We start from the raw sequence: 15,863 nt of genomic DNA, 5'->3' as shown, positions 1-15,863 counted from the left end.
GTTGGATAGGTGGTCCGCCGAAGTTGGCGGTGACGTGACCTTGACGTCTGCGAGGGATCAGGCGGTCTGTGTGGTGAGTTCGACGCCCTTGTCGGCGGGACACAGACGATCTGAAAGAGCGTGTTAGCCGACAGGACCGCGACCGCGCACCAGACCCCCGAGCGTGGAGGCATCCAGTTCGTGTACACCCTGTTGCAGTGACTCTTGTCCGTCGGTGGCCGCCGACGGGGCGGCCCTGACGCTTGTTCTTGCCCAGTGTGCCGTGGCGCTCGGCGCGGGGGCACAGCAGGGCGTGGGCCGCAGCTGACCAGCGGTCGCTGCAACAGATGGAAGACTCCTGGTAGGAGGATCGGTCGCCTGGCGGTCTTCACCTGGCCGATGTGCGGATAAGACCCAGTCAGTTGCCGCTAGGCATGGAAAGGGAAACCGATGATGGGCAAGATTCCTGGAGCCCACCCGTACGCCACGGGCGGGGGCGGTACCCGGCTTGAGCACCAGCAGGGGGCGGTGTTGCTGTCCCACCTGCTGACGAGGGCACCGGTTCCCGGTCTCGGTGACGGCGTGAGTCCGGAGTCGGTGCGTTTCCAGGCGTTGTCGGACAGCAGCGTGGATGACCTGCTGGTACGAGGTGTGGGGGTGCACGGCACTCCTCATGTGCTGGCCATCGGGGTCCGGCGGCGGCCCAAGCTCACCGCGGCGGACGAGTCCTCCGTTCGGCTCATCGGCGCGTATCTCGACGTTGTCCATGAGCGGTGGCCGCTCCTGAGAAGCGGGCGTTGGGCCCTCGGGTTGGCGGTCGCGCCCGGGTGCGTGCCCGCGCACGAACTGGGGGCGTTGGCGACGATCGCGGCTTCGTCCGGAACCGAGGGCGTCTTCCGCGCCAAGGCCGCGAGCGATGCTGACAGCAAGGCTCGTCGTCGGCTTGCGCAGTTGGACGCGATCGTCGAGGCGGTAGTCGCGGGCGGAAAATGGACCGCGGATGTGTTGGTACGGGAGCTGACCTGGCGCCTGCTGTATCGACTCAGCCTTCTGACGATCCGTCTTGAGGGAGCTGACCTCAGCGACAGGACGAGCGCGGTCGAACGACTTTTGCCCAGCACGCCGAACCGGTCGAACCACGAGGCTGATGCACTGTTCTCGCGCCTGGCGGAACTGGCCGGCACCTACGCCTCACGGGGAGCCGAGGTCACGCGTTCGATGATCCGCGCCGACCTGTACGGACACGCCGCCTTTGCCGGCGAGCCTTCTGCGCTCCCGGAACCGAACGGATCCCGGGCCGCCACTCCCGTGGCGAAGCGGACGTCACGTGGCACCAAAGGGAGATCCGTCCGTGACAGTGCTGACCTCTGGCCGCCCCTCAAGGTCGGCGAGGGCGCGACCCAGCCGCAGTTCTCCGAAGGGGTCCTTGTCGTGCGCGACCGCAGTCTCTTGCGCGCCGTCGACGCGGCTACCGGGGAGGAACTGTGGAAGCACCCACGCACGTCGGGCCTTCCGGTGGTCGGAGCGGGGACGGTCTACGAGATCGCTGCCATGCGGCAGTTGCGTCCCCGGGATCTTCGGTCGGGACAGCGTCGGGGACCGTTGCCGTTTCGGGTCCGAGAGGGTGCGGTCGTTCACGATCGCGGAACCCTGTACTTCGCGGGTGAAGCCGGCGGACTGATGGCGATCGACTGCCGGCCCAGGGAACGGCTTTGGTCGTGGCGCGATAGCACCGGAACGATTGGGTCCCCGCCTGTCGTTCGCGGCGAGAACCTGTACGTGCTGGTGACGGGCAGCTCCGCCTCCTCCCAGCCAGGGGCGTCCCACCTTGTGGCATTGGACGCGACCGTCGGCAAGGAACGCTGGCGATCGGTCGATCTGCCTTCGATCCGGCACTGGACGGTTGGACAGACATCCGCCTACATGGTGTTGAGCGCTGGCAACTCCTGCGACAGGACAGTTGCCCTCAACCTCGACGACGGCACCGCTCGGTGGGAACACGCCACGGCGCAGGCAGCGATGGCACCGCAGGAGGCGGGCCCCGTGGTGTTCCTCGTGGACAGGGAAGGCCGGCTCTTCGCCGTGGACGCGACGAAGGGGACCACCCGGTGGGGTATCGAGGTCGGCGCGAGAATAAGCGCTGCTCCTCTGGCGACGAGCCGGACCGTCGTTGTTCCCACCCGGGATCCTCATCGGCTCACCTCCTACGACTACCGCGCCGAAGAAGTCCTTTGGACCCACCGCGGCCCGGGCGCATTCGACAAGCAGCCCTTCGCTGTCGGCGAAACCGTGTTCGCCGCACACCGCGCCGGTCAACTCCTCGCATTCGACGAGAGCACCGGTAAGAGGCGCACCGTCGCAGATGTGCTCTGGTCCCATGATCCCGCGCCGCCACCCCCCGTGGTCGACGGAGTCCTCTACGTGGCGAGTGGGGGTTTTCTCCGAGCGCTACCGCTTGTATGAATCGACGCACGTTGGTCGGTGATCTTGAGGTCGATACGGCTCCTCACCGCACGAGTCTTGGTTACCCGGCGGTGAGTACCCGTCCGGCGGTGTCCAGGGCGCCGGAGAGCGACGCCTGGAACTCATCAGGGATGGCGCCGACTCCCAATGTGCAGGATCGGATCAGGTCACGACAATTCTTGGCCTGCGTGGCCGTAGCGAGCGCGACGGCCGCAGGATGCATCACGAGCTCGAGAGCCGCGTATCCGTCGTGGGCGTCTGTAGTTCGGCGGATGATGCTCTCGATGAGGTTGAGCGCTTCGGGATGCTGTGATGTGCCCATTGCGTCCAGGACGGTGAGGCCGAGGCGGATGTCGAAGATGGTCAGGCCCGGTTTAGCTTCGTGGCTCAGGTAGAGGTTGAGCAGAGCTGCGACTTGGCTGTCGGCTGCTTGGCCGGCGTCACGGCAGCAGATCACCGTCAGGCAGGCGGTGACGGCCTGCTCCCACGGTTCGCCCCTTGCCGTGTTGCTGAGCAGTTCAGCGGCGTGGTGGGTGTCGCCTTCGGTGAGGGCGGCGACGATGGCGACTTGGCGGCCGTCGAGCATGCGGGTGCCGATGCCGTGGTGCTGCTCGATGTGGGCGAGGGCTTCTGACCAGCGTCCTGTGGAGGTGAAGGTGCGGGTGCCGTCGGCGAGGAGGACGCGCCATAGCCACGCACGGACTTCGCGTCGGTCTTCGTCGGTGTGGGTGAGGTCGGCTGGGACGGTGATGCCCTCGAACGTGGCAGGGGTGCCGGTGCCGACGGCTTCGTACAAGTCCAGGAGGCGTTGGCGGGCGTCGTCGGGGTGGCCGGCGCGGATCTGTAAGCGGGCGAGGTTGATCAGGGGTTCGAGGCCGCGGATGGCGCTCATGGCGGGCAGTGGGCCTGCGGTCAGGTATGCCTGGGCGTGGCGGTGGCATATCGACCGGGCGAGGTCGGGGAGGCCGATGTCGGAGGCGAGGAGGGCGGCCTGGTTGAAGACGGTGGAGGCCAAGCCCTGGTCGTTCTGCTCAGCGGCCCGGCTGGCCAGGTCCACCAGTGCCCGCACACGGTCGGGCAGCGGCAGACAGGCAGGGCGGAAGCGGGCGACGAGCGGGAAGCGTCGTGCTATCGGGCCGTACGGGTCCATGGGTCCGCCTGTAGGTGACGGTGTGGGTAGGGACCGGGGGAGCCCGTCGGCTACGCCTGCGGGCTCCCCCCATGTGAGCTGGCGTTACCGCCAGTCGGCGACGATGCGGTTCAGCGGGGTGTCGATGGCGAAGAGGCCGGGCCGTTGTTCGATCGCGGGTGCGTCGAGTCGCTGGATCTCGAAGGTGGCTTCGCGGCCTCGGTGGTCGCGGTCCCAGGTGTGGATCGCGTCGGCGACCCGGGCGGCCAGTTCGTCGCTGCCGGGGCCGTGGCCGATGACGCCGAACTCCCAGAGCTTTCCGCCCTCGGGGGTCTTCTCTTCTGACAGGCGGCGGGCGAGGTAGGTGACCGCGCCCTTGTCGACGGCTGCTGTGGATGACGGGTACGGGTCCTCCGTGAGCAGTGTGCCCTTGGCGTCGGCCGGGAACAGCATCCGGATCAGGCCGGAGGGCAGGGAGCAGGAGACGAACAGCTCCATCCACTCCGGGGACTCCATGGCGCGGACGGTCATGCCGGTCCACTCCTCGGTGCGCGGCTGGTCCAGCACTCCGGCCAGGGCCTCTGCGTCGATGAGCTGCCCGGCGGGGGCCTGGAGCCGCACGGTGCCGTCCGTGCTGAGGGGGATGACGCGGCGGTCGTCATCGGCGATGCCGCGTCGCAGCGGCATGAAGGTGTTCATCTCGCTGCTGACGCTGGTCCAGCGCCCGTCGTGCTGCTCGTAGGCGATGGAGCGCGACACGCTGCCTTTGAGGCGCTGGGGAACGACGAGCCGTCCACCGGGTGCGAGCTGGGCGAGCCAGGCGTGGGGGACGCCGTGTGCGCCGACGGTGGCGATAATCCGGTCGTAGGGGGCACCTTCGGCGTTGCCGAGTGCGCCGTCACGGGTCAGCACCTCCACGTTGCTGAACCCGGCGGTGGCCAGGTGGGTGCGGGCGCCTTCCACGAGGTCGTCATCGACGTCGATCGTGGTGACGTGACCGCTGTCGCCGACGAGGTGGGCGAGGAGGGCGGCGTTGTAGCCGGTGCCGGCACCGAGTTCGAGGATGCGTTCGCCGGGGCGGGCGTCGAGTTGGTCGAGCATGAGGGCGACGACTCCGGGCTGAGAGGCGCAGGAGATCGACGTGCCGTCGGTGTCGTACTTGATGTTGACGGGGCTGTTGGCGTAGGCGTCTTCGAGGGAGGCGTCGGGTACGAACAGGTGGCGGGGCACGGTGCGCAGGGCGTTCTCGACGGTGGGCGAGCGGGCGTATCCGTACGCGCGGATCTGGTCGACCAGGGCGTTGCGGAGTCGTGCGGCCTCGGCCCCGTTGGGGGCGATCGTGTCGGTGGTCACCGCTTTGACGCTAGTGGTTTCCGGCGTGGCGTCGGCGGACGACGCCGTGATGTCACTCGATCCCATGACTGCCTCTCGTGCGGTGGTGAACAGGGCGCTTTGGTCCGCTGGGAGGAGACCGGCGCGGTTGGCGTGGAAGATCACGTGGTGGGCGATGACGGCGCGCAGGCCGCGCGAGAGGTCGCCCACCATGGTGAGGTAGGCCAGCGTCGTTCCGGTCCGCTCGAAGGCGGCCACCCACTCGGCGTGCCCGTCGAGCGGGTGGTCCGGACGGCACAGGCTGCGGGCATCAACGGTCATCAGCGTGCGCATCGCCGGTATCAGGGTGGCGGCCCGTTCCGAGGTGAAGTCGGTGGCCGGTCGTAGTGCGGCGGCCTTCGCCCACACGTCGCCCTGCTCGAACCAGTCCAGGTTGGCGGCGCGCATCATGGCGCTGAGTAGGAGGACGGCGGTCTCTCGGCGGCCCACGTGTCCGGGGCCCAACTCGTAGGTGAGCAGGTGCTGGCTGTCCTCGTGGAACAGGTAGTGGGCGGCGTCCATTGCGAGGGCGCCGCCAAAGGCGGTGGATTCCGGCTCGTAGATGCCAGGCAGCCAGGACTTCACTGTGCCGTCGTCGACGAGTTCGCTCAGGACCGACTGGACCAGCGGCGACGGCCGCGCGGCGCGGTACCGCAGCGGCCAGGGCTGCTTGTTCATGAACCACCAGCCGGCGAGCTGCCCAGCCTCCTCGGCCGCGAGCAGGGCAGGGCCGAGGCGTTCGGTAATGGCGCGCTTGCCGCTCTCGCGGTCGGTGAAGATGACGTTGTGCTGGTACCAGCGGTCCGGGTCCATGGGCGGGGGTCCTTCGATCGGCGAGGTCAGGCGAGCAACAGGCAGGAATCCCAGGGGGATGTGGGCGGAGTGGCGGTGGCGGGAGAAAGGAGCGCCAGGGCGATACCGGCGGCGCCGTTGAGGAACCCGGGCCCGGCCTTCTCGTCCTGTATCAAGGCGGCAGCCACGGCGGCGGGGTTGGTGTCCGGCGGGCACACCGCGGTCAGGAGTGCCGGGATCGCCGCGCGGAGCTGGGCGGCGGTCGAGGGATGGGCGTCGGTGGCGGTGCGGGCCGCCACGTGGGCGAGCCCCGCGAAACCGTGGCACAGGCCGTTGTCCGTGGTGGCCTTGAGCTGCGAGGGGTCGGTGAGGGCGGCAACGAGCGTGTTTTCCGCCTCGGCTTGACGGCGGGTGTCGCCGAGGGCGAGGGCTGCGAGTTGCTGGGCGCGGGCGAGGCCGGCGGTGCCGTAGCACCATGAGGGGCGGCGGGGTGCTGAGGGGGCGGAACGCCCTTCGCGGAGTTCGGCGCGGGTGACCCAGTACGGCCAAGCAACGCCGGGGCCGACCTCCTCCTGCCAACGGTCCAGCCACGCCAGGATTGTTCGGATCGCTTCGAGGTGGCCGTCGACGGTGTTGCCGTGCCGGGCGGCGAGGGCCAGCAACGCGAGCACTCCGCCGATGCCGTGCGCCATGCCGCTGTTGGCGTGCCCGCCGGGGAATCGTTCATCCAGGCGGCCGGAGGGCCCGGAGGCTGTCCACCAGCCGGGGAGCGTCTCGCCGTCGTGGCTGACCGGTTTGGTGAGGCGGACGCAGTAGTGGAGGAGCGTGCTGAGGGTGGGGCTGAGCGGGTTGCGGTGAAGCAGGTAGGCGCCGTAGCCGGCGAGTCCCCGGATCACGTCGAACTCGCCCAGCTCAGGCAGGGCGCCGGCGTCGATCCGGCGGTGTGCGGCGTCGAGGCGCCGATGGACATCGCGGTCGATCTGCGGGTCGAGTTGGAGGAGGGCGCGCGGGTAAGGGTCGGGCTGGTGCTCGGCTGCGCAGGCCACGGCGTGGGCGAGGGCCGGGGCGCCGTAGAAAGGGTGGCTGTCGGGTCCGCTGGTAAACGGCTCCCGGGCGGCGGCGGCGAGCCAGGCGTGTGCGCGTTGCCACGGGCCCAGACCGGCTGCGGCGCGTTCGATGTGCAGCAGCGCGATCCCCAGCGGCCCGTACGCGAGCTGCTGCCGGTCGGCGGTTGTGGTGCGCGGACTCACGAGGGCGGTGTCGGGGTCGGCCAGGAGGTCGGAGACCGCGTCCGCCACCTTCAGCGCGAGGGGATCGGTCACCGAGCCCTCCGGGACATCCAGGCCAGGGCGGCGGCGCGGGTGAGGTAGAGGCAGATCTCTTCCTCCGGGAAGTCGACCGCGACGTGCCGTACGAAGTGGACGTGCAGGAGTGAGGAGAGGACGTCGTCCAGGCGGATGCCTTGGGTGTCCGGGCCGGGGAGGTGGGGCCGGTATGCGGCGAGTGTCGTGTCCCGGTCGGCCCACGCGTTCACGATGGCCTGGCCACCGGGTACGTCGCGCAGCGCCGCCCAGTCGTTGGACGGGTCGGCCAGCCGTACGGTCTCGGCGAACTGTGGGCGCGTAACCGGTGCGGGCGCGGCGGACGGAACGTGGTCGGTCAGCCAGCGCATCGCGGCCTCGGTGCTGCCAAGAAACGCGGCGGCGATTGCGATGGTGTGCGCGGCTACCAGCACGCGCTGCGCGGGACGTTGGCGCTGGGCAAGTTGGGTGACGACGGCCCGCGAGTCGGCACGGAACACCTCCTCGGCGGCGTCCCAGGCTGAGCCGGAGCCCCAGCGGCCCATCTCGCGGTAAGAGGTGGGGAAGCGCAGGTCCGACAGCAGTCCGGCGGCGCGCAGTTCGTTGGTCCAGGCGCCGACTGTACGGGCGGTCTCGGCGAAGGCGCCGGGATCGGGTAGGGCGATGCGCAACCGTAGGTGGTGGTCGGGGTCGCGGAAGCGGATGAACCACCAGGGCGGGCCGCCGAGCCGGTCCAGCAGGTCGGAGATGTGCTGGACGAGGAGGGTGTCCTGTCGGCGGGGGTCGCCGTAGAGGGTGGCCAACAGCAGCGAGGAGACGCTGGGCGTCTGGATCTGCGCTGGCGAGAAGGTCCGGGAGGGGGTAGGCGTCGGTAGCACGGGCCACGACGGGGGCCGGGTCGCCTTGAGCGGGATGACGACCTCGTGCGCGCGGCCGTCGCACCACCCGTACGCGTCAACGTCCGGAGCCTCTACGAGGACTGCCAAGGGGGTGCGGTTCAGGTGCTGGCGCAGCAGGGTTCGATGCGCAGTCTGGTCAAGGTCGAGGAGCAGACGCCGATCGCCATCGGCCAGGTGAACCCGCAGCGGCATCCGCCGCCGGGTTCGCCAGTCCTCAAGGGCGGTGTCCCAGTGGGCTTGCGGGCGGTCGCGGCCGGGCAGCTCGGTGGCCTCCAGCCGCCACCGGGCCGGGGCGAGCACCGTACGGCCGTAGCGCAGCCGGGGCAGGAACGGCATCGCGTTCGCGGCGCCCCAGTCAAACAGGGTGACCTGCGCGCACTGGGCGCGGGACAGCTCGGTGAGGAAGCGGACCAGCGGCGGCGTGTGCTCCTTGAGGTTCAGCGCGTGCATGCCCACGGCCTCGATCCGCTGCCCGCGTGCGAGCGCGGCCAGGTACATGCGGCGGCCATCGCAGGCCACTGCCAGGTCGGCCGGGGTGAGCACGTCGCCGTTTGTGGCGCGATGCTCCTGGACGCTGATCACGGTGGGCAGGATCTGCGGAGTGCGCGTGACGTGTGCGCTGGTGGGATGCAGCGGCGGGAAGGACAACTGGGCGGCGACGGTGCCGGCGTCGGCGGTCGGGAGGGCGGCCAGCTCTGCCGCCAGCCGCTCGCGGTCCTCGGGAGCCAGCACGCTAAGGAACCGGCCTATGGTGACGCCGAAGCCCCGGGAGACGCTCGCCACTTCCAGCCGGAACCGACCACGCTGCAACTCCTCGGCACTGGCAGCGTGCACCCGAACACCGACCTCCAGGTGCGGCGGCACCCTGGGACGTGCGGGCCCCAGGTCCATCGCGGCGATCAGATCCTCGGTGAGGACGACTTCGTCGCGGCCGTCGAGGACGGCGGTCTGCGCCAGTCGCACCAGCGTGTCGTCGCGTACGGAGAGACGGGAGCGGCGCCCGTCGGCGGGTGCTCCCGGGTATCCGTCGGGGAAGCCGGTGCCGCTGTCGGCGACGACCTCGGTGAGCGGCACCATCGTGCCGATGCCGTACTTCTCGTAGAACCTGCGCTGATACGCCTTCCACGCTGCTGTCCCATACGGCAAGGCGCTGACCCGGGTCAGGACTTCTGCGGCGCGCTCGACCTCGCGGGCGACCTGATCCGGCAGCTTGATCTCGGCGTGCAGGCGTAAGTCGAGCGCGAGTGGGTGGCGGTGCAGCCCGGCGACCACCGACCGCATCCGTCTGGCGGCGCGGTTCCGGCCGCCGGCGGAGCCGCAGCCCCTCAGGGCGGCTCGTACGGCTCGCAGTTCGCGGATGGTGTCGGCGACCGGAGCGACCGTGTCGGCGTTGACGGTGTCGAGCTGGCCCAGTAGGTAGTCCAAGGCGTCGGTCTCAGTGCTCGGTGCGTGCAGGCTGGTGATCAACACACGGTTGAGGATCAGCCCCTGCACGAGCCGCTGCGCCCTTCCCGGACCTGCCCCGGGGAAGCCCGCAGCCAGCTTGTCGGCGAGGACGCCGACACAGATGGGTTCGCGGGCCGCGTCCAGGATCAGCCGCAACGGTTCGGTCAGCGCGATGGATGCCTCGACCGCACCCCTTCGGTCGCTGCGGGTGTCGGACTTGTACGGCACGACCAACTGTCCGCCACGCACCTGCGCGGTGTTGTTGAGGATGACCGGAAGGCGTTCCAGCAACTCGGGGCACGACTCCAGCCGTTCCACAACGGCCGTCAGCCACTCCGCGCTCGCCCGCGCGATGACCGTATGGTCCGAACCCCAAGTCGTCTCAGCCTGAGGCCCGAAGGCAGCCGGAGCGACGCCAGCGAGCAGACCGAAGGGCGTTGCCCGCTGCTCGGCACGCGACACGTAGCGGGCCACTGAGGCGGCGGCACGCCGAACATCACGGTCTGCCGGACCGCCCGAGGAACACAAGGCCCGCACCTTGGACGCGAGGACCGGGCTTGCGTGCTCCAGCGCCTCGGCAACGTCCTCCTCGGACCAGACCTCCCGCAACCACCCCAGTCGGATAGCCGCGCCATGAGGCGAAGGGTCGTCGAGATCAGGGACCGGCGGCACGGGGAGTTCCGGCCGGGCGACCGCACGCACGAGCGCGGTCCTACCGGCACGGAACACGGGGCTCGAAGCCATCACAACCTCCTGGTCCAGGCGAGCGGCCGGTGCCTTCCCACTGCGGGTCACGAAGACACCGGCCTGAGGTCCGTATGCCTTCGGTCAGGCCACGTTGGTGGTGCAGGCGCCGCAGGTCTCACCGCAGCCGTCATCCGTCAGGCTGATCAGCCCGGCGATGTCGCCGACCTCGACCAGGGTGACGTCCAGGTCGAAGCCGTCCGACGCTGTCGTGCCCGCAGCCGACGGGCTCGCTTCGGTGGTGTGCGTGATGCTGGGGCTCATGCCGATTCCCTTTCGAGGGACATGGAACACGGACGATGCATCTGATGACCGCCTGTGCGCGCGGATGACCTCCGCAGCGGGAGGGGTCGACAGACGCCTTGAGCCTGTCGCGCCCGAGGTCCGCTGGGAATGAACGCACGTTGCACTTCTGTGGCACTTCCGTGGCTCCTCGCTCACCGTCCGTGCTTCCATTGCGGCAGGAGGTAGACCCCCGTGGTGAGCGTGAGGCGATGGACTGGCCGCGAGGCGGCTTTGCTGCGGCAGGCCCTCCGTATGAGCGTGCGTGCCTATGCAGCGCACCTCGGCGTCGCCATCCGCACGGTGTCCAAGTGGGAGAAGTTAGGCACGGCTACCTGCCCCTGGCCCGATACTCAGGCCATCCTGGACACAGCTCTCGTCCGCGCTGATGCTGCCGCCCAGTCCCGTTTCGAACAACTCCTCGCCCAGGGACCGCCGGAGCGACGACCAGGTGGGGCAGCGTCACCCACGCTCGCCGACCACGAGACCTGGGCGGAGGACCTGGAGCGGATCGTGGTGTGTCTCGACCGTCAGGACTTCGCCTTCGCGGCCACCTTGCTGGAGCGCTGGCTCGGCCGCGCCCAGCCCCGCGAGCTCGATGATCGGGGCTTGTACCTGTACGGGCGCTCATTGGTCTTGTCCGGCGACCTGCGGCGGCTCCAGGGCACCCTCCAGGACCTGATGACTGCCAGGCGGCTTTACTGCGACGCGCACAGCCTCTTCACCGAACTCGGCATCCCCCGTCGAGCGGCGCAGATCGAACTGTCCCTCGCAGTCGTCAGCGAAATGGCCGGACACCTCTCCGCGGCTGCCGCCCGCTACCAGCAGCTCACCGACGACGAAAGGCTCGCCCCGGCCGACCGCGCTCGGGCCCTCCTGTGGATCGGCACTGCCCTGGCAAAGGACGGCCGTAACGCGTTCGCTATCCAGGTCATGCGCCAGGCGGCTGAGCGGTTCGAGGAACTGAACGAGCCGGAGGAATGGGCGACCGCCCAGCAGAAGCTCGCACTGGCCCACCGCGGTGCCGGCGATCTCACGCGGGCCCTGGCCTACATCGACACGGCCCGCAGCAACGGCCGCTTCGAGACCCCGCTTCAGCGCGTCCAGATCGAAACGGCGCACGCCCACGTCCTGCTCACCGACCCGGCCACCCGCAGCGGCGGGCACGTGGTGCTGGACCGGGCCTCGGACATCGCCGCCCGATACGGCCTGAAACACCAATTGCGCAGCATCAAGACCGTTCGCACCAGCGAGGAGAACACGTGACCGCCGCTCATGAGGTCGTGACCAGTGACACGGACCGGGCTGACGCGCGCACCATCTGGGACTTCCACCAGATGGGCCACGAGCTGCGGCCCTGCTCCGCCGCGATCACCCTGGGCAGTCTCGATCTCGGCGTGGCCACCACCACGGCTGAGCTCTACCGCGCCGGCATGTTCCCGGTCGTGGTGTTCACCGGCGACACCAGCGCCGCCACCCTCAAGCGGTTTCCCCGGGGGGAGGCCAACCACTATCGAGAGCACGCGCTCTCCCTCGGGGTGCCGGACGAGGCGATCCTGCTGGAGCCGAGGGCCACCAACACCGGCCAGAACATCGACTTCTCACGTGAGGCGCTGGAGAACGCGGGCGTCGAGGTGACCACGGTGCTGTTGATCTCCATGCCGTACATGCAGCGCCGCGCCTACGCGACCTGCCGCAAGCTGTGGCCCGAGGTGACACCGGTCTGCGTCTCCCAGCCGCTGTCCTTCGAGGAGTACGTCAAGACGCACGATGACGAGAAGCAGCTCATCGACATGCTCATGGGCGACATGCAGCGGGTGATGGATTACCCCAAGCGCGGGTTCGCCATCGAGCAGCACATCCCGGAAAGGGTCCGCGATGCCTTCGACCGTCTCCGCACCCGCGGCTACGACAGCTGGCTCCTGCCCACCTGACCCGGCCACGGTTCCGAACGCGCAGCTGGTGCGCTCGTGCGCGATCCACCAGCCCAACCTCCTGCCGCGCCTGTCCACGCTGGCGAAGCTCTACGCGTCCGACATCTGGGTCATCCTCGACGACGTTCAATTCACCCGCCACGACTATCAGCACCGAGCCCGCCTCGCCGTACTCGATGACCCCGCGCAGCAGCAGTGGCTGTCGATGGAGACCCATCTCCCCCATGGACGAGCCACGTTGATCCGCGACGCCCGACTTGCCGACCCGCGGCGCGCCGCCCGCCGCCTCTGCCAACTGCCCCCACAGCACTACCGCACCAGCCCGCACTGGCCGTTACTGGACGCCGCGCTCCAACCCGTCGTCCGCGCCGCCACCGAGACCGCCGCCACCGCGGCCGTCGCCGAAGCCACCACCCGCGCCCTGCTGAACCTCCTCGGCTGGCGCGGCACCATCGTGCGCAGCAGCGACCTCGCCACCTCCCTGGACCGCTCGGCCCGTCTGGCCGACCTCACCACCGCCGTGGGCGCCACCACCTACCTCTGCGGCACCGGCGGCATGCGCTACCTCGACCCCCGCCCCTTCACGGAGCGGCGACTCAACGTCCGCGCCTTCCGCCCGCCTGTCACCGACCACGGCCTGTGGACCGGGGCGGCCAGGATCACAGCCCTCTGGGCACTCGCCGCACACGGTCCCGCCGTCGTGCGGGCGGCGTTCGACGACCTGCGCACGGCCGTCTGACCCGACCGGTACTTCTGCCTGGCCGGCGGAGCGCGGGCAGCCGGGCGGTAAGGGTGAGTGCGGGTTGCCGGGGAACTCGGATATCCATCGCCACACCGACGGCCGGGCCGTGGCTCCGAGGAGCGGCAGGCCGGCGGCCGGACGGCCCCTTCGTCCGGGAGCGGGCTCGTGGTGCCCCCGGGGGGTGAGACAGTGTGCCGCTGCAGGGTCAGCCGGTGGTTTCCGGGTCGACGCCCTTTGCGCGGGCGAGGGCGAAGAGGATGCGTTCGATCGAGCCGAGCCGTTGTTCCATCGTGTCGAGCCGCGCGGCAACCGTGTCTTCCCCCAGCCCGCCCGTGGCGTGGCCAGGGGAGTTGATGTTTCCGGGGGCGCTGGGTGGCCGCTCTGGCATGGTCCGCAGTCGGTCGCTGTGTTCGGCGAGGGTGCGGCCGGTACGGAATGCTTGCGCCTCCAGGGACCCTCTCGCCGGGGTGGGCCGATGAGACCGTGATGTACGACAGTTGCAAGAGCGCGGTGGCGCCGAGGGTGGCGTTGCCTGCCGAATTGGCGGTGCTGGTGGCCGCCTGGGCGCGCTTGGTGGCCTGTAGCAGCTTACCGGCATCGGAGGCCGTCCAGCTCGTAAACTCCCAGCTGGGCTGCCCCGTTGGAGCGATGGTGCAATCGTCCGACGCCGATCAGGTTCCAGACGCTGCGGTGATCAGAACGGTGACCAGGCGGTTGTCGATGGTCCCCGGCTTCTTCCCCAGTTCCGGGCAAGCGGGGAGGTCCCCGCGGAGCTCCTCCATTGCCGCCGCGAAGCGCCGAGCGACACGTAGTAATCGGCAGATGCCCTCGAACCGGTCGGTCTTGTTGTCGGATACCCATGGTCGGCGCCGGCACTGGCCCTCCACGTTGCCCTCGCGCTCGGGCTCATCCATAATGCCGCCGGCCGGGGTGGTGTAAGCCTCTCCGACAGCCGTGACACCGCACAGGACACAAACTGTCGGCCCCTACGACGACACCGCGGACCAACTTCGGTGAGTAATTACTATTGTCACTTTAAACATAGAGGATGTGCCTCTTCGAAGGTAGCGAGATCCTCCTGGGCCATGCTTCAATATCGGACGGAACGGCGTCACGGAGATTAGGATGATCGCAGCAATGGTAGCGGTGTGCGCCAGCCTCTTGATTGCCCTCATGGCCTACTGGCTGAACCACCAAGGAGAGATTCGCAGGTCCATCAGGAAAGCGCTCATCGACCGGAATAGCAGCCAATTGAAAGACTTGTACGGCCCACTTCTCGTTCTTGCGGAAACAAACGAAAAGGCCTGGATCGAGTACCGCAGACGCTTCATTCCAGCCAATGGTATGGGCTTGAGCGGGATTCCGCTGTCGGAACTGGATGAGGCACAGTGGCACAGATGGGTACAAGAAGTGTTCGCCCCGACGGCTCGGAAGATACAGGAGATCATCACTGCCCGGGGCGACCTGATCATTGGAGGAGAAATGCCTACCGTAGTCTTGGATTTTTGCGCGCACGCAGCGACTTATGATGTCCTTCTGGCGGATTGGGATGGAGCAGGTCCAGGTAAATGTACTCTGATTGGTCATCCGGGAAGCAGGCTCCTGTCCTACATTCGCGATTCGTACAAATCGCTCAAAGCAGAACAGGCCCTCCTGCTGAGGGCTGCACGTTAGGCCGGATGATGGGGATTCGACCAGTCAACACATCTACAAAAATGAGAGGAAATTCGCTATCAAAGTATTCTTGAGCTGGTCAGGAGAGCGCTCCATGAAGACCGCTGAGGCCTTGCGATCCTGGTTGCCTGACGCCCTTCAGTACGTCAACCCCTGGCTCTCCAGTCAAGATATTTCTGCGGGAAGGAGAGGCGTTCGAGAGATTACTAACGAGCTTTCTGAAACAAATTTTGGGATCATCTGTATAACTCCGGAAAACCAATCTTCCACGTGGATCAACTTTGAGGCTGGCTCCCTCGCAAAGCAAGTTGATGACGGCTATGTCGTCCCGTTCCTGATCGGTATGAAAGCTAAGGATCTCATCAGTCCCATCAGCCAATTTCAGGCCGTCATCGGCGATAGTAAAGATGACGTACAAAAACTGCTTTTCGACATCAATGATGCTTCGGGAGACTTGGCGATCCCGCGCGAAAGACTGGAGCGCGCTTTTCGGAGAAGCTGGTCGGAATTCGAGCAAGAGGTGAGGAATATCACTGCAATTCCATCCGAGGATAACATTTCGGACACGGTTCAGCGATCTGAAGCCGACATGACGGAGGAGATTCTCCTCATTACCCGACAGCTCGATCACCGCATGGCGGAGATCGAGGGATACGCGCTGAGGGCAGAAGGGACATTGAGACGGCCACCTCGAGAAATTCGCCGGATCAGCGAAGAGAAATTCATCGCGTCGTCATTTGCGAAGATTGGTTGGGAGGCTATCCGCTCTTCTTGGGAGGGTGAGAGGGTAGTTATCGTTACACAGAGTTCAGACGTGTCGACGCGGTTGATTTCGCGCGATTTTGTCGAGCGGCTCGCCAAGACGCTGGGCCGGGAAGTAGTTGTACGAGGAGAGGACGGAAAGATGATGGTTCGAAGCAATATTTCCTAAGCACCGGTGTGCTCTTAATGCTTGAATCCCACCTCCACCGGCATCGGCATCTTCTCCCGTTTCCTCAAACGGCGAAGGTGCAATTCTCCGGATTTTTCCGACTGGACCCAGGCGTTCCATGCCTTGATATAGATCGCTACCTGGTCCCGCAAGCCCATCCTGCGCTTGGAGCCTCG

The 15,863-nt window shown here is 67.8% G+C and carries 12 protein-coding genes; 6 read left to right on the top strand and 6 right to left on the bottom strand.

Going from position 1 to position 15,863, the window contains the following annotated elements; all coding sequences use genetic code 11:
• Positions 1-429: 429 nt before the first annotated feature.
• Positions 430-2,442, top strand: coding sequence for a PQQ-binding-like beta-propeller repeat protein (locus tag OG519_RS15270; RefSeq protein WP_405583548.1), 2,013 nt, complete (start codon positions 430-432; stop codon positions 2,440-2,442).
• Positions 2,443-2,503: 61 nt separating this feature from the next.
• On the opposite strand, the gene OG519_RS15265 is transcribed toward OG519_RS15270, so the two are convergent.
• The 5 genes from OG519_RS15265 to OG519_RS15245 form a co-directional block, all read right to left on the bottom strand.
• On the bottom strand, positions 2,504-3,592 hold the full coding sequence (locus tag OG519_RS15265; protein WP_405583546.1) for a hypothetical protein: 1,089 nt from the start codon (positions 3,590-3,592) through the stop codon (positions 2,504-2,506).
• An 84-nt stretch (positions 3,593-3,676) separates the two neighbouring features.
• Positions 3,677-5,755: a methyltransferase, FxLD system gene (gene fxlM / locus OG519_RS15260; RefSeq protein ID WP_405583544.1), complete on the bottom strand. Its 2,079-nt coding sequence runs from the start codon at positions 5,753-5,755 to the stop codon at positions 3,677-3,679.
• Between the two features lie 26 nt (positions 5,756-5,781).
• Positions 5,782-7,056, bottom strand: coding sequence for a lanthionine synthetase C family protein (locus tag OG519_RS15255; RefSeq protein WP_405583542.1), 1,275 nt, complete (start codon positions 7,054-7,056; stop codon positions 5,782-5,784).
• Positions 7,053-9,998 (bottom strand): lantibiotic dehydratase, encoded by a 2,946-nt coding sequence (locus OG519_RS15250; protein ID WP_405592746.1) that lies wholly within the window; start codon positions 9,996-9,998, stop codon positions 7,053-7,055. Before OG519_RS15250 ends, OG519_RS15255 begins: the two co-directional genes overlap by 4 nt.
• A 210-nt stretch (positions 9,999-10,208) precedes the next feature.
• Entirely contained in the window at positions 10,209-10,388 is a 180-nt protein-coding gene (locus OG519_RS15245; RefSeq protein WP_405583540.1) for an FxLD family lanthipeptide, read from the bottom strand.
• Between the two features lie 273 nt (positions 10,389-10,661).
• Between OG519_RS15245 and OG519_RS15240 the strand changes: the two genes are divergently transcribed.
• From OG519_RS15240 to OG519_RS15230, 3 genes are all read left to right on the top strand, one after another.
• The gene (locus tag OG519_RS15240) at positions 10,662-11,672 is read left to right on the top strand and encodes a hypothetical protein (RefSeq protein ID WP_405583538.1); all 1,011 of its coding nucleotides are present in this window, start codon (positions 10,662-10,664) and stop codon (positions 11,670-11,672) included.
• 71 nt (positions 11,673-11,743) lie between these two features.
• Complete coding sequence (locus OG519_RS15235) at positions 11,744-12,340, top strand: YdcF family protein (protein ID WP_405592744.1); 597 nt, start codon at positions 11,744-11,746, stop codon at positions 12,338-12,340.
• A 28-nt stretch (positions 12,341-12,368) separates the two neighbouring features.
• Positions 12,369-13,079 carry a WbqC family protein gene (locus tag OG519_RS15230; RefSeq protein ID WP_405583537.1) on the top strand — a complete coding sequence of 237 codons (711 nt, stop codon included), beginning with the start codon at positions 12,369-12,371 and terminating at the stop codon, positions 13,077-13,079.
• 208 nt (positions 13,080-13,287) lie between these two features.
• Here the strand turns inward: OG519_RS15230 and OG519_RS15225 are convergent, their stop codons facing one another.
• Complete coding sequence (locus OG519_RS15225) at positions 13,288-13,470, bottom strand: hypothetical protein (RefSeq protein ID WP_405583535.1); 183 nt, start codon at positions 13,468-13,470, stop codon at positions 13,288-13,290.
• 737 nt (positions 13,471-14,207) lie between these two features.
• On the opposite strand from OG519_RS15225, the gene OG519_RS15220 reads away from it, so the two are divergent.
• Positions 14,208-14,756: a hypothetical protein gene (locus tag OG519_RS15220; RefSeq protein ID WP_405583533.1), complete on the top strand. Its 549-nt coding sequence runs from the start codon at positions 14,208-14,210 to the stop codon at positions 14,754-14,756.
• Positions 14,757-14,826: 70 nt separating this feature from the next.
• Entirely contained in the window at positions 14,827-15,687 is an 861-nt protein-coding gene (locus OG519_RS15215; protein ID WP_405583531.1) for a TIR domain-containing protein, read from the top strand.
• Positions 15,688-15,863 lie beyond the last annotated feature (176 nt).

The organism is Streptomyces sp. NBC_01190 (assembly GCF_045039895.1).
Classification (GTDB): domain Bacteria; phylum Actinomycetota; class Actinomycetes; order Streptomycetales; family Streptomycetaceae; genus Actinacidiphila.
The sequence above is the reverse complement of the archived record's forward strand: the minus strand, read 5'-3'. Positions and strand labels throughout refer to the sequence as shown.

Excerpts from the sequence above, each read along its gene's own strand:
- OG519_RS15270 (WP_405583548.1), top strand. The coding sequence starts at position 430 with ATGATGGGCAAGATTCCTGGAGCCCACCCGTACGCCACGGGCGGGGGC.
- OG519_RS15265 (WP_405583546.1), bottom strand. The coding sequence starts at position 3,592 with ATGGACCCGTACGGCCCGATAGCACGACGCTTCCCGCTCGTCGCCCGC.
- fxlM (WP_405583544.1), bottom strand. The coding sequence starts at position 5,755 with ATGGACCCGGACCGCTGGTACCAGCACAACGTCATCTTCACCGACCGC.
- OG519_RS15245 (WP_405583540.1), bottom strand. The coding sequence starts at position 10,388 with ATGAGCCCCAGCATCACGCACACCACCGAAGCGAGCCCGTCGGCTGCG.
- OG519_RS15240 (WP_405583538.1), top strand. The coding sequence starts at position 10,662 with ATGAGCGTGCGTGCCTATGCAGCGCACCTCGGCGTCGCCATCCGCACG.
- OG519_RS15235 (WP_405592744.1), top strand. The coding sequence starts at position 11,744 with ATGGGCCACGAGCTGCGGCCCTGCTCCGCCGCGATCACCCTGGGCAGT.
- OG519_RS15225 (WP_405583535.1), bottom strand. The coding sequence starts at position 13,470 with ATGCCAGAGCGGCCACCCAGCGCCCCCGGAAACATCAACTCCCCTGGC.
- OG519_RS15220 (WP_405583533.1), top strand. The coding sequence starts at position 14,208 with ATGATCGCAGCAATGGTAGCGGTGTGCGCCAGCCTCTTGATTGCCCTC.